At 64.3% G+C, this 19,017-nt stretch carries 16 protein-coding genes; 10 read left to right on the forward strand and 6 right to left on the reverse strand.

The genetic code is table 11. From position 1 onward, the window contains the following. Window positions 1–9 precede the first annotated feature (9 nt). The 3 genes from HU230_RS32015 to HU230_RS32025 form a co-directional block, all read right to left on the reverse strand. Entirely contained in the window at window positions 10–1,107 is a 1,098-nt protein-coding gene (locus HU230_RS32015) for an HD-GYP domain-containing protein (protein WP_176534727.1), read from the reverse strand. A 292-nt stretch (window positions 1,108–1,399) separates the two neighbouring features. Then, complete coding sequence (locus tag HU230_RS32020) at window positions 1,400–3,685, reverse strand: xanthine dehydrogenase family protein molybdopterin-binding subunit (RefSeq protein WP_176534726.1); 2,286 nt, start codon at window positions 3,683–3,685, stop codon at window positions 1,400–1,402. Then, window positions 3,682–4,173: a (2Fe-2S)-binding protein gene (locus tag HU230_RS32025; protein ID WP_176534725.1), complete on the reverse strand. Its 492-nt coding sequence runs from the start codon at window positions 4,171–4,173 to the stop codon at window positions 3,682–3,684. The genes HU230_RS32020 and HU230_RS32025 overlap by 4 nt, the downstream gene beginning before the upstream one ends. 288 nt (window positions 4,174–4,461) lie before the next feature. Here HU230_RS32025 and HU230_RS32030 point away from each other — a divergent pair, with 288 nt between their 5' ends. Genes HU230_RS32030 through HU230_RS32040 form a run of 3 tightly spaced genes read left to right on the forward strand, consistent with a single transcriptional unit; the run spans window position 4,462 to window position 6,320 of the window. Beyond that, window positions 4,462–5,235, forward strand: coding sequence for an alpha/beta fold hydrolase (locus HU230_RS32030; protein ID WP_176534724.1), 774 nt, complete (start codon window positions 4,462–4,464; stop codon window positions 5,233–5,235). Between the two features lie 23 nt (window positions 5,236–5,258). Then, complete coding sequence (locus tag HU230_RS32035) at window positions 5,259–5,597, forward strand: hypothetical protein (RefSeq protein WP_176534723.1); 339 nt, start codon at window positions 5,259–5,261, stop codon at window positions 5,595–5,597. Window positions 5,598–5,645: 48 nt separating this feature from the next. Further along, the gene (locus tag HU230_RS32040) at window positions 5,646–6,320 is read left to right on the forward strand and encodes a dienelactone hydrolase family protein (protein WP_176534722.1); all 675 of its coding nucleotides are present in this window, start codon (window positions 5,646–5,648) and stop codon (window positions 6,318–6,320) included. 139 nt (window positions 6,321–6,459) lie between these two features. Here HU230_RS32040 and HU230_RS32045 read toward each other — a convergent pair whose 3' ends face one another. The 3 genes from HU230_RS32045 to HU230_RS32055 all read right to left on the reverse strand — a co-directional run bounded on the left by HU230_RS32045 (window position 6,460) and on the right by HU230_RS32055 (window position 8,514). Continuing rightward, complete coding sequence (locus HU230_RS32045; RefSeq protein ID WP_176534721.1) at window positions 6,460–7,209, reverse strand: polysaccharide biosynthesis/export family protein; 750 nt, start codon at window positions 7,207–7,209, stop codon at window positions 6,460–6,462. 201 nt (window positions 7,210–7,410) lie between these two features. Next, a complete protein-coding gene (gene msrA / locus HU230_RS32050) occupies window positions 7,411–8,067 on the reverse strand; it encodes a peptide-methionine (S)-S-oxide reductase MsrA (protein WP_176534720.1) in 657 nt (218 codons plus the stop codon). A 129-nt stretch (window positions 8,068–8,196) separates the two neighbouring features. Further along, a complete protein-coding gene (locus HU230_RS32055) occupies window positions 8,197–8,514 on the reverse strand; it encodes a hypothetical protein (protein WP_092120555.1) in 318 nt (105 codons plus the stop codon). Between the two features lie 371 nt (window positions 8,515–8,885). Between HU230_RS32055 and rpsT the strand changes: the two genes are divergently transcribed. From rpsT to murA, 7 genes are all read left to right on the forward strand, one after another. Next, a complete protein-coding gene (gene rpsT, locus HU230_RS32060; protein WP_173639982.1) occupies window positions 8,886–9,152 on the forward strand; it encodes a 30S ribosomal protein S20 in 267 nt (88 codons plus the stop codon). A gap of 1,239 nt (window positions 9,153–10,391) precedes the next feature. Further along, window positions 10,392–11,822 carry a chromosomal replication initiator protein DnaA gene (gene dnaA, locus HU230_RS32065; protein WP_176534719.1) on the forward strand — a complete coding sequence of 477 codons (1,431 nt, stop codon included), beginning with the start codon at window positions 10,392–10,394 and terminating at the stop codon, window positions 11,820–11,822. A 266-nt stretch (window positions 11,823–12,088) separates the two neighbouring features. Beyond that, entirely contained in the window at window positions 12,089–13,207 is a 1,119-nt protein-coding gene (gene dnaN / locus HU230_RS32070) for a DNA polymerase III subunit beta (protein WP_176534718.1), read from the forward strand. Between the two features lie 51 nt (window positions 13,208–13,258). Next, complete coding sequence (locus HU230_RS32075; RefSeq protein WP_176534717.1) at window positions 13,259–13,546, forward strand: GIY-YIG nuclease family protein; 288 nt, start codon at window positions 13,259–13,261, stop codon at window positions 13,544–13,546. 46 nt (window positions 13,547–13,592) lie between these two features. Next, window positions 13,593–14,729: a DNA replication/repair protein RecF gene (gene recF / locus HU230_RS32080; protein WP_176534716.1), complete on the forward strand. Its 1,137-nt coding sequence runs from the start codon at window positions 13,593–13,595 to the stop codon at window positions 14,727–14,729. Between the two features lie 229 nt (window positions 14,730–14,958). Further along, window positions 14,959–17,394 (forward strand): DNA topoisomerase (ATP-hydrolyzing) subunit B, encoded by a 2,436-nt coding sequence (gene gyrB, locus HU230_RS32085; RefSeq protein ID WP_176534715.1) that lies wholly within the window; start codon window positions 14,959–14,961, stop codon window positions 17,392–17,394. A gap of 225 nt (window positions 17,395–17,619) precedes the next feature. After that, window positions 17,620–18,912 carry a UDP-N-acetylglucosamine 1-carboxyvinyltransferase gene (gene murA / locus HU230_RS32090; RefSeq protein ID WP_176534714.1) on the forward strand — a complete coding sequence of 431 codons (1,293 nt, stop codon included), beginning with the start codon at window positions 17,620–17,622 and terminating at the stop codon, window positions 18,910–18,912. The last annotated feature ends 105 nt before the right edge of the window (window positions 18,913–19,017 follow it).

The following is a 19,017-nucleotide window of genomic DNA, read 5'->3' on the forward strand; positions in this document are numbered from 1 at the left end:
ACGGCGGGTTCAATAATGCCCGAACGCCACCGGGCGGAACGCCTGCAGCAACTGCTGGTCGAGCTTGCCGCCCATCTCCTCCATCATGGAGAAAGCCTTGGCGTGGGTGAATTGCAGCCGGTAGGCGCGCTTCTCGACCAAAGCGGCATAGACATCGACAATCGTGGTGACGCGGACGATGTCGCTGATCTGGTTGCCGCTGAGGCCGTTCGGATAGCCGGTGCCGTCGAGGAATTCGTGATGATGCAGGATCACGTCGAGCATTTCCGGCGGGAAGCCGCCCTGCGCCGACAGCGCCTCGTAGCCGCGGCGCGGATGTTCGCGCATCTCGGCCATTTCCTCGACCGTGAATGCGCCGGGCTTGTCGAGCAGCGCGACCGGAACGAAGGCCTTGCCGACATCGTGCAGCAGCGCAGCGCGGGCGAGCCGGCGCTGGTCGTCGTCGCGCATACCGAGATGCTGCGCGAACGCGACCGCAAAGCCGGTCACGAACAGACAGTGGCGGTAGGTCTCCTGGTGATGGCAGCCGACCGTGGTCAGCCATTCACGCAGCGAGTTGTGCTTGATCGCCTTCAGGATCTTGTTTTCGGCGGCGACGATGTCCTCGAACTTCAGCGGCTCGCCGGCGCGCATCCGCTCGAACATCTTGACCATCACGCCGTGCGCGGCCTCGACGCCGCGGTTGAGCGCCTTGCCGCGGTCGGTCTCGTCATAGCCGCTGTTATCGGGAAACGCGGCGCGGATGCGCTGCAGGATGCCGCGCGCGTCGAACGGCCGCGAGATCGTGTCGGTGGCGCCGAGCGCCCAGGCCTGCATCGAGGCGTGATGCAGCGCATCCGCCAGCACGAACAGCCGCGGCATCTCGCGATAAGCGTCGGTCTGCAGCTTGGCGCGGACCATTTGCACGGCTTCGGGCGAGCGCAGATTGATGTCGACCACGATGCCGGAGAGATCGCGGGCCGGGTGCTCGGGAATGTCCGAAGTCGGAACGGTATCGACCTCGCCCACCGAGCGCAGGATGCTGGCGAGTTCGTTGCTCTGATCGGTTCGATCTGAGGCCAGCAAGAGGCGGCGCTTCGAAGTCTGGTTGTTGGCCAAGGCAGTCATGGAATCCCCGTCGCGGTAACGACCGACGGTGGACGCTACCTGACGATGCGTTCCCTCCGGCTTAATGGGGATGCTGAACGACGGTTAAGCGCAATGGATACAATTTGAGGGACCGTCAAATCCGCCAGCAAAATCAGGCCGGCCGAAATCCGACGCCGCCGGAGGCAGCGCTGGCAAATCATGAATTCTTGCGGCGTCAAAGATGGTGATGCCGTCACCAGCCGACCGACACCCGGCGCAAAGAAAAACGCCGGAGAGCTTGTGCTCTCCGGCGTCTTCTTGGTTCAGGCCGTTATGCCTTCATCGCAGCCTTGACGGCCTCCGCGGTGATCGGCAGGCCGCGGACGCGGGCGCCGACCGCGTTGAAGACAGCGTTGCCGATCGCCGGCGCCACCACCGTCACCGCAGGCTCGCCGACGCCGGTCGCCTTCTCGCCATTGGCGATGACGTTGACCGCGACTTCCGGCAGCTGGCTCATCCGAAGCGGCGTGTAGGTGTCGAAATTGGTCTGCTCGATGCCGCCGTCCTTCAACGTCGCCTTCTCGAACAGCGCCAGTGACATGCCCCACAGCGCCGCGCCCTCGACCTGGGCCCGGATGCCGTCGGGATTCACCTGCGTACCAACGTCGGTCGCAACCGTCAGCTTCTTCACCGTCACCTCGCCCGAGGGGGCGACTGCGACGTGGGCGACGCAAGCGGTCCAGCTCGCCGTGGCGCGCTCCTGCGACGACACACAGGCAACGCCCATGCCTTCGCCCTTGGGCAGCTTCTTGGTGCCGTAGCCGGCGAGACCCATCGCCGCGAGCAAGGTGTTACGGAGACGCTGTGCGCCGCCGTCGTTCTTGCCCTTGCCGTCGAGCAGCTCGACGCGAAGCAGGGCCGGATCCTTGCCGGTCGCATGCGCGATCTCGTCGACCATGCTTTCGACCGCCCAGAACGTCCAGCCCGGCGCCACCGAACGGAGCTGACCGGACGGGGTGGCGTTGTGCGCCATCTCGTTCTTGATCGCCCGCACATAGTGGTTGGGGACAGTGTAGAAGAAGTCCGAACCGTTCACCGTGAAAGCATCGAGCGGTCCCTTCTTGTCGACCGAGGGCGACAGGAAGTCGGGGATGCCCCAACGCTGGGTCGGCCAGGCAGAGACGACATCGTGGCTCAATGCGACGAGCTTGCCGTCGCCGTCCACGCCAGCCTTTACTTTCTGGTAGGTCAGCGGACGCGAGAAATCCATCGTCATGTCGTTCTCGCGCGTGTAGATGACCTTGACCGGCTTGCCGACGGCCTTGGCCGCCTGCACCGCGGGCACCATCATGTCGGCGTCGAGACGCCGGCCGAAGCCGCCGCCCAGCCACATCTGGTGCATCACCACGAACTTCGGATCGATCCCGGCGGCGCCGGCTGCGATCGCGCCGGAGCGCGTCGCGAACTGGTTGCCGGAATAGATGTGCAGGATGTCGCCCTTGAACTCCGCGGTGGCGTTCATCGGCTCCATCGGCGCGTGGATATTGATGTTGGTGGTGTATTCCGCCTCCAACACCTTGGCCGCCGTGCCGAAGGCTGCATTCGGATCGCCGTCCTTGACGAAGAACTCACCGGAATCGCTGAGTCCCTGCAGTCGCTTGGCCTCGGCGAACAGCGATTCGCTCGACAGTTTGGCGTTCGGGCCGCCATCATAGCTGATCTTCAGCGCTTCGGCCGCCTTCTTCGCCTGCGCATAGGTGTTGGCAACCGCGACGACCCAGCCGGTCGTGGTTGTGGTCTTGTCGTCCAGGGTGACGGCCTTGATGAAGCCCGGCACCTTCTTGGCCGCGCTATCGTCCACCGACTTCACGGTGGCGCCGTAGCGGATCGGCGGGGTGACCAGCGCGCCGTAGACCATGCCCGGCAGCATCACGTCGATGCCGTACTTGGCGGTGCCGTTGACCTTCAACGGAATGTCGAGCTGCGGCACCGAGACGCCGATCATGGTGTACTGATCGGCAGACTTCAGCTTGATCGCCTTCAGGTCATCCGCCGTGAAGGTCTTGGTCGCCTTGCCGCTCTTCACCACTTCGGCAAACGACATCGACTTCTTCGACTTCGGATGGCTGATCGTCGACGCGCGCACCACCAGCTCGCTGGCCGGCACGCCCATCGAGGCCGCCGCCGCCTCGGTCAATGCGATGCGACCGGCGGCGCCGGCGCGGCTCATGGCGTCGAAGTTCATCATCGTCGACCAGCTGCCGCCGGTGATCTGCGCGCCCAGCACGGGATCGTTGAACTTCGGATCGTTGGAGGCGAGCTGGACCCGCATGTCCTTCCAGTTCGCGCCGAGCTCTTCGGCCACGATCTGCGCCATCGTCGAGGCGACGTGCTGGCCCATGTCGGCCTTGCCGCAGGTCACGGTGACGAGACCATCGGGCGCGATCGAATACCAGACGCTCGGCTCGAAGTTGGCGGGTGCGGGCGCCGCGAGCGCCTCATCGATGCCGGACGCGGCGTAGCCGAGCACGAGGCCGGTCGCAGCGGTGCCGACCAGGAAGGATCGGCGGCTGAGATCGGTCGTCTCGGGAGCGAGGTTTTTCACGTGCTTGTTCATGTGGCCCTCCGCTCGGATCCGGTGGCCGATGCGGTGCGCATGTCGGACGCAGCGCGCATGATCGCCTTCTGGATTCGTGAATAGGTCATGCAACGGCAGAGGTTGCCGTCCATATGCGCGACCACTTCTTCCTTCGTCGGATTGGTGTTCTTCGACAGCAGCGCTGCCGCCTGCATGATCTGGCCGGACTGGCAGTAGCCGCATTGCGGCACCTGCTCGGCGACCCAGGCCTTCTGCAAGGGATGCTCGCCCTTGGCGGAGAGGCCTTCGATGGTGGTGATCTTCTTGCCGACGGCGTCGGCGAGCGAGGTCTGGCAGGACCGCACCGCTTCGCCATTGACGTGAACCGTGCAGGCGCCACAGAGACCGGCGCCGCAACCGAATTTGGTGCCCGTCATCTGCAATTGCTCGCGGATGACCCAAAGCAGCGGCGTGTCATTGGCCGCCTCGACGGACATATTCCGTCCGTTGATATTGAGATTTGGCATCTCTCTCCCCTTCCGGTGTAGGAAGCCGCTTACGGCGGCAACTCACTGTTGGGTCATGGCTGGCGCCCACCGGGTAAGCGACAGTTGCCGAAACAATGATCCGGTTCCTGGCTGGAGGCAATCCAATTTGGAATTGCTCGAAAGGAATAAATTTCGGAAACTACCTGTTGTGCGATGCGGCAACGGCATGAAGCTTTTGAAATGCCAGTATTGATGCCGTATCGATCACTCCTACCAAGGTCGGTAGCGCTGCCGGACCTGACATCGACAACAGGAAGGAGCCCGTCAATGGCCAAGCTCAACCGCAGCGGCGTCGATATCTACTACGAGATTCACGGCAGCGGCCCGTCCCTGATCCTCACCCACGGCTATTCGTCGACGTCGGCGATGTGGCACGGCCAGATCGAGGCGCTGTCGAGGCGGCACAAGCTCATTCTCTGGGACATGCGCGGGCACGGCCAGTCCGACTATCCCGACAATCCGGATGCTTACAGTGAAGCGGCGACGGTCGGCGACATCGCCGCCCTGCTCGATGTTGCCGGCGCCGACAAGGCGATCGTCGGCGGCCTGTCGCTCGGCGGCTACATGTCGCTCGCCTTCCACCGCGCCCATCCGGAGCGGGTGCGCGCGCTATTGATCATCGACACCGGCCCGGGATTCAAGAAGGACGACGCCCGCGAGGTCTGGAACACGCGCGCCCGCGACACCGGCGACCGCTTCGACCGCGAAGGGCTCGAGGTGCTGAAATCCCTGAGCGCCGAGCGCGCGTCGGTCACGCATCGCAACGCCAGGGGCCTGGCGCTCGCCGCGCGCGGCATGCTGGCGCAGCGCGATGCGCGGGTGATCGAGTCATTACCCGGGATCAATGTCCCGTCGCTGGTCGTGGTCGGGGCCGACGACACGCCGTTCCTGGCGGCGTCCGACTACATGGCGGCGAAGATTCCGGGTGCGCAGAAAGCGGTGATTCCGAACGCCGGCCATGCCGTCAACATCGACCAGCCGCAGGCCTTCATCGCCGCCGTGCTGCCGTTCCTGGATCGCCTCGAAACCGGCGCAGCGTGAAAGGCCAAATGAAGGATCAGGCCATGAAGACGATCGCCGTCGCCCTGCTGCTGACTGGGGCCGCCACGGCCGCCAGCGCGGAGAAGCTTCCGCCGTTCGGCGGACCCGCATCGGCCTTCACCGCGACGCTGTCGAACAACACACCGCTGGTGTTCGGCATGGATGTCGCGGCCGCGCAGCGCGCGCTGGGCACCCCCTTCACCCATGTCAGCGGACGGCCTGGCAACGAGATATTCCTGACCTTCCGCGACCTCGGCGGCAGCGGGCTGTTTCCGCACCATGACCGCCTCTTCCTGCAATTTCGCAAGCACCGGCTGACTGGCTGGAAGGCTGACTGGGGCGAGAACTGGATGTGGCGCTAAACCTCATCGATGAGCTTCATGCAACCCCCAACATGACAAGGATGGACCATGGGACAAGACATCAAACTGAAGGCTTCAGATGGATTTGAACTCGGCGCCTATCGCGCCGATCCCGCTGGCGCGCCGAAGGGCGCGATCGTGGTGATCCAGGAGATCTTTGGCGTCAACCACCACATCCGCTCGGTTTGCGACCGGCTGGCGAAGGAAGGCTATGTCGCGGTTGCGCCGTCGATCTTCGACCGCATCACGCCGAACTTCCAGAGCGGCTACTCCCCCGATGAGGTGGCCGAAGCGCGCAAGTTCGTCGCCAATCCGGACTTTGCCGCGATGCTGCGCGACAGCCAGGCAGCGATCGACGCGGTGAGGTCGGTCGGGCCGGTCGGCATCATCGGCTTCTGCCTCGGTGGCAGCATCGCCTATGCGGCCGCCACCAAGCTGACCGGGCTCTCGGCCGCGATCGGCTATTACGGCGGCGCCGTGATCCGCTTCGCCGACGACAAGCCGACCGTGCCGACGCAACTGCATTTCGGCGAGAAGGATGCCGGCATTCCCTTGAGCGATGTCGAGACCATCAAGTCGAAGCGGCCCGAGGTGGAGGTCTTCATCTATCCCGGCGCGCAGCACGGCTTCCATTGCGACGAGCGCGCAAGCTACGACAAGGCGAGCGCCGACATCGCCTGGCCGCGCAGCATGGAATTTTTCGGAAAGCATTTGAAGAGATAGGGCGCCGCCTTCTCCAACTCGTCATTCCGGGGCGCGCAAAGCGCGGGCTGCAGGTGCGCAATTGCGTAGTGGGGAATCTCGAGATTCCGGGTTCGATGCTGCGCATCGCCCCCGGAATGACGAAGGAGGTTGTCCTTCGTCAAAACCAGCGCTCGCCGACGAACACCGTATCGCCTGGGCTCATCGGCGTGCCCAGCGGCACCACGAAGCGGCCGGAGCCGGACGCATCGGTATGGGTGAGGGTGACCTGGTCGCGCTTGGCGCGCGGCGAGAAGCCGCCGGCGATCGCGACCGCGCTCTCGACGGTCATGTTCGGCACGTAGGGATACTGGCCGGGAGCCTGGACCTCGCCGAGGATGAAGAACGGCCGGTAGGACTCGATCTCGACCGCCACCGAAGGATCGCGGATGAAGCCGTTGCGCAGCCGTGCCGAGATTTCACCGGCGAGCCCGGCCGGCGTGCGGCCGCGCGCCGGCACTGAGCCGATCAGCGGCATGGTGATCGAGCCGGCGGCGTCGATCGCATAGGAGTTGGTCAGGCCTTCCTGACCGTACACCACGACGCGGAGCTTGTCGCCCGGGCCGAGATGATAGGAGTTGTCGTAACCGGCGGGCCCACCCGGTGCGGCGGCATAAACCACCGGGGCGGTCCCCGGCGCGGCATAGCCATAACCAGGAGAAGTACTGGCAAAGGCGGAACGCAGCGCGCTGATCGCACCACCACCGCCGGCATCGGCAACCGGGCCGGATGCGTAATCCGGTCCATAGGTGACGGCATCGACACCTTGCGGGCCGACAGCAACCGGACCCGACGTGCTCATGCAGCCAGACAGCGCGAGCGCAGCCACAACGGCAGTGATCGGCAATCGTAACGCGCGTGCAACCGGCACCGGACCTATCCCTCAACGGCGAGACAAGCCCAGTCTTGCACCGCTTATGGTTAATAAAGGGTTTTCGAGGACCGAATGGGGAGCCGGAAAGCCGACCTCCCCCCTCGATTTGGAGCATGATCCGGAAAAGTGGGAACCGGTTTTCCCTCGCGACAAACGCGAAAGCGTTTGCGCGGAGATCATACTCAACAGAAGCAGCGATCAGGCGGTAACGCCGACGCCGATCGGGCAGGACACGCCGGTGCCGCCAAGCCCGCAATAACCCGCCGGATTCTTGGCGAGGTATTGCTGATGGTAGTCCTCCGCGAAGTAGAACTCGCCGGCCGGTGCCACTTCCGTCGTAATCGCGCCGAGGCCCTTGGCGGCGAGCGCCTTCTGATACATCGCCTGCGACGCATCGGCGGCTTTGTGCTGCGCGTCGCTGAACGTGTAGATCGCGGAACGATACTGCGTGCCGATGTCGTTGCCCTGGCGCATGCCCTGCGTCGGGTTGTGGTTCTCCCAGAATGTCTTCAGCAGCTTCTCGTAGGAGACCTTCTTCGGGTCGAACACGACCAGCACGACCTCGGTGTGGCCGGTGCGTCCCGAGCACACCTCTTCATAGGTCGGGTTCGGCGTGTGGCCGCCGGCATAGCCGACCGCCGTGGTGTAGATACCGTCGCCGAGTTCCCAGAACTTCCGTTCCGCGCCCCAGAAGCAGCCGAGCCCGAACACGGCCTGCTCGAGGCCTTGCGGATAGGGCGGCGTCAATTTGCTGCCATTGACGAAATGCGTGGTCGCGGTCGGGATCGGCGTCGCGCGGCCTGGCAGCGCCTCGGCGGCGCTTGGCAACGCGGTGGTCTTGCGCATGAACAACATGGATACCTCCGGGCGGGACATCGGCCGACGCGGCAACGGCCTGCGGGCCGGCTTTCACCTATATATGTCCTTACGCGGATGATGGCAGCCCCGTTACTGACGGCCGCGGCCAACAGGGTTGCAGCCAACTCAGTCGCGTGCGTAGCCGATCAGCGGCTTGCGCGGCCGGAACAGGATCATCAGCAGGATGCCGGCAATGCCGAGCACCGCGAACACCGGCTGCTCCAGAAGCACGCGGATCACGCCGTTCCAGAGCCAGGGCGCGAAGCGATCCACCCAGGCATGGAACGCTTGCTGGCTCGACTGATGGATATCATTCCAGAACTGGCCGAATTGGGTAAAGCGCAGGCTCTGGTCGGCGACGTAGCGGGCCCCGTCATAGACCATGAAGATGAAACTGCCGGCCAGCAGCAAAAGGCCGATCAGGCGGAAAAAGCCGCGGATCATGCGTCACCCTAACTCCCTGTCACGCCCCACGCGTCGACAGGCCTTACCGGGCGCCCCCGGAAATTCAACCTCTTCAGCGGCTTATCCGGCCCTTGCGAGGCCGATTTCGGGCCCTTTTTCGGTCCCGAAAGCGTTGACGGTTACGCCTGCGCCATCTATAAGACCGGCCGATGGCGGCGGGCGCAATCCTGCCGCCGCTGTTCTTTGGACAGTGCCGCATGCGGGGGCAGCATTATGCGCCTTGGCATGGCCGCCTCAAGGACACCCGAGAAAACCACCTTGGACAAATACATCAGAGTTGAGATTTGAACCGGCCGGTGCGCGCAAGCCCGACCACCGAGCGATCACCGCCGAAGGACAGTTAGAGAACCATGGCCAACACCACCTCCGCCAAGAAGGCGACCCGCAAGATTGCCCGCCGCACCATCGTCAACAAGTCGCGCCGCACGCAGATGCGTGGCGCGGTGCGCACCGTCGAGGAAGCAATCAAGAGCGGCGACCGCGAGGCGGCACTCAAGGCGATGAGCCACGCCGAGCCCGAACTGATGAAGGCAGCGCAGCGCAACATCATTCACAAGAACCATGCGAGCCGTAAGGTGTCGCGCCTCACGCAGAGCATCGCCAAGCTCGCCAAGTAAGCTCAGCGAGTACAGCTCGCCGCGTGAGCTGACCGAAGAACACATTCGTCACGAAGCCCGGCTCGCGCCGGGCTTTTTGTTTTGGTCTCGCATTTTGTCGTGGAAGTCTCATAGCGCGAGAAGAGTCGGCGTTGCCGCGCAACGAACTGCGTGTCATGTTTCGTCGCGTCCGTAGTTCTACCGGCTCATTATGCTTAATGCGCCGCACTCGCGCACAGATTGTTCTGCGCTAAGCTGGATAGATGGAATAGTGCGCGAATATCTCGCGTTGAAAATTGTGCAGCGGGGTTACCCTGCAAAAGTAATCGCGAAAAATGACGTCTCGCGAATTACTTATGCACATAGCGCTGAACAGCGATTGGAAAAATGACCGGCGCGAGACCAAATGTAAATTTTCTATGAAAAAATTTTGGTATTGCACCGTCGTTTGTGACACGCGTGAATCTGTGCGCTGATTCAAAACCTTGCTTTCGCAACTCAGCGTCGGCAACACCGCAACAGTCGCGAAGAGTCTCGATCCCCGTCGAATCCACGGATTGTCAGAAAATGCGCTTGGTGTATTTATTTCTTGTTCGCGACGCTCACGGATCTCCAGATCAGCGCGGTTTGAGACCCAAGGGCGGACGTGCAAATCGGCGGCGGTGTGCGCGTTAGCGACGCTTTCCAAGCGAAGCTAGATTGACGGCTCATAGCGATATGAGGACGGTCGACCTGTGTCAAAATATCTCCGGCGGTGTCCCCGACAATTTGGGGGATCGAACAAGAGAGACCAGGGCGTCAGTCGGAATCTGGCAACGGGAACGCGGCGCGAGCGAACGGGTTGACGACGACACGCGGCGGCGAAGCGCCGGGCATCTCGGTGTTCGGTAGCGGCAGTTCGATTTTGAAGACACGAGCAAGCTGGCAACTTGCCGCGATACGTCGCGGCGGGAGGGGGAGGACTTATGCCTTACGGTATCATCACTGCAGTCGAACCAACGACGGCCGAAGTGCAAATTTCCTGTGGTGCCGTAATCAACCCCTCGGACGCTGGCTCTTACCCGCAGAGACCGTCGAGTACGCGCTGACCTCGCGGGACGCATCTTCTCCAAACAGCTGACCTGTCGCGTGGCGCATGGCCGCCACACGGGAGAGCTTTGTCCGGAGCAGACCGCGCCCGCTAGAGGTCGCGTCGTGGCAGGACCCCTGCACGGCGCTTTCGCAATCATCATCTCTCAGTTTTGGAAAAGTACGAAGGCAATGACGAACACGGAACAGGATCGCTGGTCGCGGGTAAAGGGACGTTTGCGGACGAGCGTTGGCGAGGACGTCTACACGAGCTGGTTCGCGCGGATGGATCTCGAGAGCGTGCACGATGAGAGCGTGCATCTGTCGGTTCCGACCCGGTTCCTCAAGAGCTGGATCCAGGCGCATTACGCCGAACGCGTGCTGTCCTGCTGGCAGGCCGAGATGCCCGAAGTACATCGCATCGACCTCACCGTGCGCTCGGCGATCCGCGCGATGGCCCCAGTAAAGGAAGCGGCTGCGCCGGTCGAAGTGCGCCGTGTCGAGCGCAATGACGGCCGTTCTGCGCCTGAACTGCGCTCGTTCGCGACGGCGCCGGTGTCCGCCAGCCATGACGCGCTTGGCGGCTCGCCGCTCGATCCGCGCCTGACCTTTGCAAGCTTCGTCGTCGGCCGTTCGAACACGCTGGCCCATGCGGCTGCGCGCCAGGTCGCGGAGGGTCGCCGCGGCGATCCCGTGATGTTCAACCCGCTCTACATCCATGCCGGCGTCGGCCTCGGCAAGACGCACCTGCTGCAAGCCGTGACCTGGGCCGGCAATTCCGGCGGCGAGCGCAAGGTGCTGTATCTCACCGCCGAGAAGTTCATGTACGGCTTCGTCGCGGCGCTGAAGACGCAGACGGCGCTGGCGTTCAAGGAGGCGCTGCGCGGCATCGACGTGCTGGTCATCGACGATCTGCAGTTCCTGCAAGGCAAGTCGACGCAGGCCGAGTTCTGCCACACGCTGAACGCGCTGATCGACGCCGGCCGCCAGGTCGTGATCGCCGCCGACCGTCCGCCGTCCGATCTCGAAAGCCTCGACGACCGCGTGCGCTCGCGGCTCGCCGGTGGCCTGGTGGTCGAGATGGGTTCGCTCGGCGAGGAACTGCGGCTTGGCATCCTGAAGTCGCGCGTCGCCGCGGCCCGCGCCCACCATGCGACCTTCGACGTGCCGGAGGAAGTGCTGGACTATCTGGCGCGCACCATCACTCACAACGGCCGCGACCTCGAAGGCGCGATCAACCGCCTCTTGGCGCACTCCAAGCTCAACAACCAGCCGGTGACGCTGGAGATGGCCGAGCGCGAGGTGCGCGACCTGATCCGCCCGCAGGAGCCGAAGCGGATCAAGATCGAGGACATCCAGCGCGTGGTCGCCCGGCAGTACAATGTCAGCCGCTCCGACCTCTTGTCGTCCCGCCGCACCGCCAACGTGGTGCGTCCGCGCCAGGTTGCGATGTATCTGGCCAAGACGCTGACCCTGCGTTCGCTGCCGGAGATCGGCCGGCGCTTCGGCGGCCGCGACCACACCACGGTGTTGCACGCGGTGCGCAAGATTGAGGCACTGGTCGCCAAGGACACGACGCTGTCAGAGGAAGTCGAATCGCTGAAGCGTCAGCTGCAGGAATAAGACCGCCTCATTTGGCTGGCTCGTTCCATAGCCCTCCCCTTTATCAAGAGGGGAGGGCTAAACTTTTTTCCGGCCCAAAACGTGGGGAACGGGGCCCGTTTCGCGCCGGTATCCCTTGCACCGGTCGCCCATCCGCGCCACCTTGCGGTCCCCCCGTGGGTTTGATCAAATCCGGTATTGATCCGGCTTATCGGGTTTCCAATGCCGCGGTGCTGCCCTGAACGGCCGCCCGGCTTTTCCATCTGAGGGATCTGGCGGGTATTGCAATGAAGGTCACCGTCGAGCGCGCGCAACTCCTGAAATCGCTGGGTCACGTTCACCGCGTGGTCGAGCGCCGCAACACCATCCCGATCCTCGGCAACGTGTTGATCCGCGCCGAGGGCGCCAAATTGTCGCTGAAGGCAACCGACCTCGATCTCGAGGTGACGGAGACCTTGGCCGCCGAGACCGGAACCGCCGGCTCGACCACGGTGCCCGCGCACATGTTCTATGACATCGTCCGCAAGCTGCCCGACGGCTCGCAGATCGTGCTGGAGGCCGACGGCGACCGCTCGGTGCTCGCGGTGCGCGCCGGCCGCTCGCGCTTCACGCTGCAGACGCTGCCCGAAAGCGATTTCCCGGGCCTTGCCGCCGGCGACATGACGCATTCGTTCTCGCTGCCGGCCTCCGACATCAAGCGGCTGATCGACCGCACCCAGTTTGCGATCTCGACCGAAGAGACCCGCTATTACCTCAACGGCATCTATCTGCACGCCGCCGGCAGCGCCAAGGCTGCGACCTTGCGCGGGGTTGCGACCGACGGCCATCGTCTGGCGCAGATCGACCTCGCGCTGCCCAAGGGCGCGACCGGCATGCCCGGCGTGATCGTCCCGCGCAAGACGGTCGGCGAGGTGCAGCGGCTGATCGAGGGCGACGACGCCGAGATCTCGATCGAGCTGTCGGATGGCAAGATCCGCTTCACGCTCGGCAATGTGGTGCTGACCTCGAAGCTGATCGACGGCACCTTCCCGGACTATGGCCGCGTCATTCCGCAGAACAACGACAAGGAACTGGTGGTCGACAAGAAGGATTTCGAGGCCGCCGTCGATCGCGTCTCGACCATTTCCAGCGAACGCGGCCGCGCGGTGAAGCTGGCATTGTCCCCCGGCAAGCTGGTGCTCTCGGTCACCAACCCGGATTCCGGCAGCGCCACCGAAGAGCTCGAGGTCGAATACGCCTCCGACGCGCTCGATATCGGTTTCAACTCGCGCTATCTGCTCGACATTGCTGCCCAGATCGAGGGCGAGGTCGCGGTGCTGAAGCTTGCCGATCCCGGCTCCCCGACCCTGGTGCAGGACCGCGACAGCAAGGGCGCGCTCTACGTGCTGATGCCGATGCGAGTGTGACTTCTCCTCTCGTCATGGCCGGGCTTGACCCGGCCATCCATCGAACAAGAGATGAACTATTGGGTATACATCCTCGCGAGCAAGCCCGGTGGAACTCTCTACGTTGGCGTGACCAATAATCTGGTCCGGCGAGTTTATGAGCATCGCGAGGGTCTGGCCGAAGGCTTTACCAAGCGGTACGGCATCAAGACCCTCGTCTACTTTGAGGCGCATGAGACAATCGCCGCGGCGCTTCAGCGCGAGAAAAACATCAAGCACTGGTCGCGTGAGTGGAAGATTGATCTGATCGTTGCCGGCAATCCCGACTGGCGAGACTTATATGATGAAATTGTCGGCTAGCGCGGACGATGGATTGCCGGGTCAAGCCCGGCAATGACAAGGTAACATGACCCCGTCCCGCATTCATCGCCTGTCGCTGACGCATTTCCGCAATTACCGGGCGGCGACGCTGCAGGTCGCGGGCGACATGGTGGTGCTGGTCGGGCCGAACGGCGCCGGCAAGACCAATTGCATGGAGGCGGTCTCGTTCCTGTCGCCGGGCCGCGGGCTGCGCCGCGCGACCTTGGAGGACGTCGCCGACAATCAGGGCGACGGCTCCTGGGCGGTCTCGGCCGAAGTCGAGGGCGCGCTCGGCCTCGCCACGCTCGGCACCGGCATCGATCCCCCGACCGGCGAGGCGAGCAACAGCCGGCGCTGCCGCATCGATCGCGAACCGGTGGGGTCCGCGACCGCCTTCGGCGACCATCTGCGCATCGTGTGGCTGACGCCGGCGATGGACGGCCTGTTCATGGGCGCCGCCTCCGAGCGGCGGCGCTTCTTCGACCGCCTGGTGCTGGCGATCGATTCCGAGCATTCCAGCCGGGTCTCGGCGCTGGAGCGCTCGCTACGCTCGCGCAACCGGCTGCTCGAGGTGCGCAACTACGACGACCATTGGTGTGATGCGATCGAGCGCGAGACCGCGGAGCTTGCGGTCGCGGTCGCAGCATCGCGCGGCCAGACCGCCGCCAAGCTCGCCGCGATGCTGCACGAGCGCGGCGCCGCCTCGGCCTTCCCGTCCGCCGAGATCATGCTCGACGGCTGGATGGAGAACGCGCTGCTGCAGGAGCCTGCGACCGCGGTGGAGGACCGCTACCGCGAGATCCTGCGCGCCAGCCGTCCGCGCGACGCCGCCGCCGGGCGCACGCTCGACGGACCGCATCTGACCGATCTGCAGGTGGTCTACGCGCCGAAGAACATACCGGCGCGCGATGCCTCGACCGGCGAGCAGAAAGCGCTCTTGATCGGGCTGGTGCTGGCGCATGCCACGATGGTCGCGGAGATGACCGGCATCGTGCCGCTGCTGCTGCTCGACGAGGTCGTCGCCCATCTCGATCCCAATAGGCGCAAGGCGCTGTTCGACGAACTCGCCAAGCTCGGCGCACAGGTTTGGATGACCGGCGCCGATCCTGCCGCCTTCCTCGATATCGGCCCGACGGGAGAGATTTTCGACGTTGAATCCGGCCGCGCCACACGGCGCGGCTAAGCGCGCGGAATCGCCTCCGAAAGGGGGGCGAATCTGCCTTCGAATCGGGCTTTTCAGAGCCTCCGGAATCGGCCTTTGAGAGCCTTGAAACAGGCCGAAAAAATCCTATTTATTCAATAGTTTGTAGACGGAGACTTTGCGCTAGGCGCAACTGCTCTTTCATGGCACAAATAGCGGAATCAGCGCCTCATTTTGTGCAGCTGATTCGGGACATCCTCGAAGGCCTCACATGACTGAACCTGCCCGGCAGACACCTGCCGAATCTGAGCATCCCATTCCGGCTGAATATGGTGCGGAATCGATCCGGGTGCTGAAGGGCCTCGACGCCGTCCGCAAGCGGCCCGGCATGTATATCGGCGACACCGACGACGGTTCCGGCCTGCACCACATGGTCTACGAGGTCGTCGACAACGCGATCGACGAGGCGCTGGCGGGCCATGCAAGCCGCGTCCTGGTCACCCTCAACGCCGACAATTCCGTCACCGTGTACGACGACGGCCGCGGCATTCCGGTCGGCATCCACAAGGGCGAAGGCGTCTCCGCGGCCGAGGTCATCATGACCCAGCTCCACGCCGGCGGAAAGTTCGACCAGAACTCCTACAAGGTTTCCGGCGGTCTGCACGGCGTCGGCGTCTCCGTCGTCAACGCGCTGTCCAGCAAGCTCGGGCTGCGGATCTGGCGCGACGACAAGGAGCACTACATCGAATTCGCGCACGGCGATGCCGTGGCGCCGCTCAGGGTGGTCGGCGATGCCCCGGGCAAACGCGGCACCGAGGTCACCTTCCTCGCCTCGCCCGAGACCTTCAAGAACATCGAATATGATTTCGCGACGCTCGAGCACCGGCTGCGCGAGCTCGCCTTCCTCAATTCCGGCGTCCACATCGTGCTCTCCGACATGCGCCACGCGGTCGAGAAGCGCGAGGAGATGCACTATTCCGGCGGCGTCGAGGAATTCGTCAAATATCTCGACCGCAACAAGAAGGCGATCGTGCCGGCGCCGATCATGGTGCGCGCGGAAGCCAACGGCATCGGCGTCGAAGCCGCGCTGTGGTGGAACGACAGCTACCACGAGAACGTGCTGTGCTTTACCAACAACATCCCGCAGCGCGACGGCGGCACCCATCTGGCCGGCTTCCGCGGCGCGCTGACGCGCCAGGTCAACGGCTATGCCGAGGCCAATGCGAAGAAGGAAAAGATCGCGCTGACCGGCGACGATTGCCGCGAAGGTCTCACCGCGGTGCTGTCGGTGAAGGTGCCCGATCCGAAATTCTCGTCGCAAACCAAGGACAAGCTGGTGTCCTCGGAGGTTCGACCGGTGGTCGAGAACGTCCTGAATGAGGCGCTGGCGGCCTGGTTCGAGGAGAATCCGAAGGAAGCCAAGGAAATCGTCGGCAAGGTGATCCAGGCCGCCGCAGCCCGCGAGGCTGCGCGCAAGGCGCGCGAGCTGACCCGCAAGAATCCGCTCAGCGTCTCCTCGCTGCCCGGCAAGCTCGCCGACTGCCAGGAGAAGGATCCGGCGAAGTCCGAACTGTTCATCGTCGAGGGCGACTCGGCAGGCGGCAGCGCCAAGCAGGGCCGCAACCGCGAATTCCAGGCGGTGCTGCCGCTACGCGGCAAGATCCTCAATGTCGAGCGCGTGCGCCCCGACAAGATGCTGTCGTCGGAGCAGATCGGCACGCTGATCACCGCGCTCGGCACCGGCATCAGCGACGACTTCTCGGTCGACAAGCTGCGCTACCACAAGATCATCGTGATGACCGACGCCGACGTCGACGGCGCCCATATCCGCACGCTGCTGTTGACCTTCTTCTATCGCCAGATGCGCTCGATCATCGATGGCGGCTTTCTCTATATCGCCCAGCCGCCGCTCTATAAGGTCTCGCGCGGCAAGTCCGAGCAATATCTGAAGGACGAACGCGCGCTCGAGGATTACCTGATCTCGACCGGGCTCGACGAATGCGTCTTCAAGCCGGCCTCCGGCGAAGACCGCTCGGGCCGTGACTTGCTGTCGCTGGTCGAAGACGCCCGGACGATCCGCTCCGTGCTGCGCAACCTTCACAGCCGCTACAATCGCGCGGTGATCGAGCAGGCCGCGATCGCCGGCGTGCTGACCCCGAGAATCACCAGCGATATCGCGACCGCCAACTCCGCGGCTGATTACATCGCCAAGCGGCTGGACGCAGTTGCCGACGAAGTGGAGCGCGGCTGGATCGGCACCTTCACGGAAGGCCAGGGCTTCCAGTTCGAGCGCACCGTGCGCGGCGTCAAGGAAGTGGCCGTGATCGACGACGCGTTTCTCGGCTCGGCCGATGCACGCAAGCTCGACGAGTATGCGACCAGGCTGCAGGAGATCTACGTGCGGGCGGGCAAGCTCCGGCGCAAGGATGCCGAGCAGACCATTCACGGCCCGATCGACCTGTTCGAGGCCGTGACCGATGCCGCCCGCAAGGGCGTCTCGCTGCAGCGCTACAAAGGTCTCGGCGAGATGAACCCCGAGCAGCTGTGGGAGACCACGCTGGACACCGAGGCGCGCTCGCTGCTCCAGGTGAAGATCAAGGAGGTCGACGAGGCCGACGATATCTTCACCAAGCTGATGGGCGATGTGGTCGAACCGCGCCGCGATTTCATCCAGGAAAACTCGCTCAGCGCCACCATCGACATCTAGGGACCTGCTCCCTGCGGCCAGGCGGACATGCGCTTTCCGACGCGACGGCTCGGCCAAGATGACGTGTCCGTGACCGCGCGCTCCGCACCGTCGCGCGGCTACCTTTCGTGTGGAAGCTGCGCCGGGAGTCGTGTTACGGTGCCGGACAGCCATTGATTCCGCTACGGAATTTCGCGTGGCCCAATTCGAATCCAAGTCTGGATGATGCGTTAGGGGACATTCCGCGTGCCGCCGATCCAATACATCGTCGAAGGCGGCCGCCGCCTTTCGGGCACCATCGAGCCGTCGGGCAACAAGAACTCCGCGCTGCCGATCATCGCAGCTGCCCTGCTCACCGAGCATCCGGTCACGCTGACCAACGTGCCGCGCATTCGCGACACCGAAACGCTGGTCGAGCTGTGCCGCTCGGTCGGCGCCAGCGCCGAATGGACCAAGCGCAACACGCTGCAGATCCATGCCAAGGAGATCCGCGCCGCCGATCTCGATCCGGCTCTGTGCGCGCGGATCCGCGCCTCGATCCTGCTGGCAGGTCCGCTGCTCGCCCGCTGCGGCGAGGTCGCGTTGCCGCCGCCCGGCGGCGACGTGATCGGCCGCCGCCGGCTCGACACGCATTTTCTGGCCTTCGAGCAGCTCGGCGCCACGGTCACCGCGACGCACCGGCTGGAATTCCGCGCCGCGCGCCTGAAGGGCGCCGATGTGTTCCTCGACGAGCCCAGCGTCACCGCGACGGAGAACGCGCTGGTCGCCGCCGTCGCCGCCCGCGGCACCACCTATCTGCGCAACGCAGCCTCCGAGCCGCATGTGCAGGATCTCGCCAATTTCCTGGTCGCGCTTGGCGCAAAGATCGAAGGCATCGGTACCAACACCATCACCGTGCACGGCCAGGCGACGCTCGGCGGCACGACCTATGCGATCCAGCCCGACCATATCGAGGTCGGATCGCTGATCGGCCTTGCGGCGGTGACCCGCTCGCCGCTGCGCATCGCGCGCGCCGGCGTCGAGCATCTGCGCTCGATCCGGATGGGCTTTGAGCGGCTCGGCATCGTCTGCGGCGTCGAGGGCGACGACCTCGTCGTGCCGTCGAACCAGACCATGAAGATCCAGGACGATTTCGGCGGCCACGTGCCGAAGCTCGAGGACCAGCCCTGGCCCGCCTTCCCGGCGGACCTGATGTCGATTGCGATCGTCACCGCGACGCAGTGCGACGGCGTCATCCTGATGCACGAGAAGATGTTCGAGTCGCGGATGTTCTTCGTCGACAACCTGATCGCGATGGGTGGCCGGATCGTGCTGTGCGACCCGCACCGCGCGATCGTGGCCGGTCCGAGCCGGCTGCGCGGCGCGCCGATGAACTCGCCCGACATCCGCGCCGGTATGGCGATGCTGCTGGCCGCGGTGTGCGCCAACGGCACCTCCACCATCAACAATGCCGACCAGATCGAGCGCGGCTATGAGCGGATCGACGAACGGCTCAACGCGCTCGGCGCCAAGATCAAGCGGATACCAGCGCGATCGTGATCCGGGCGTGATCCGGAAAAACGTGAAGCTTTTTTTCGGTCGGACCATGCTCAGACGACAATCTGGGAGGCGATGATCTCTGCGTGAGATCGTCGCGTTTGGGCA

The sequence above is a fragment of the Bradyrhizobium quebecense genome, assembly GCF_013373795.3.
Classification (GTDB): Bacteria; Pseudomonadota; Alphaproteobacteria; order Rhizobiales; family Xanthobacteraceae; genus Bradyrhizobium; species Bradyrhizobium quebecense.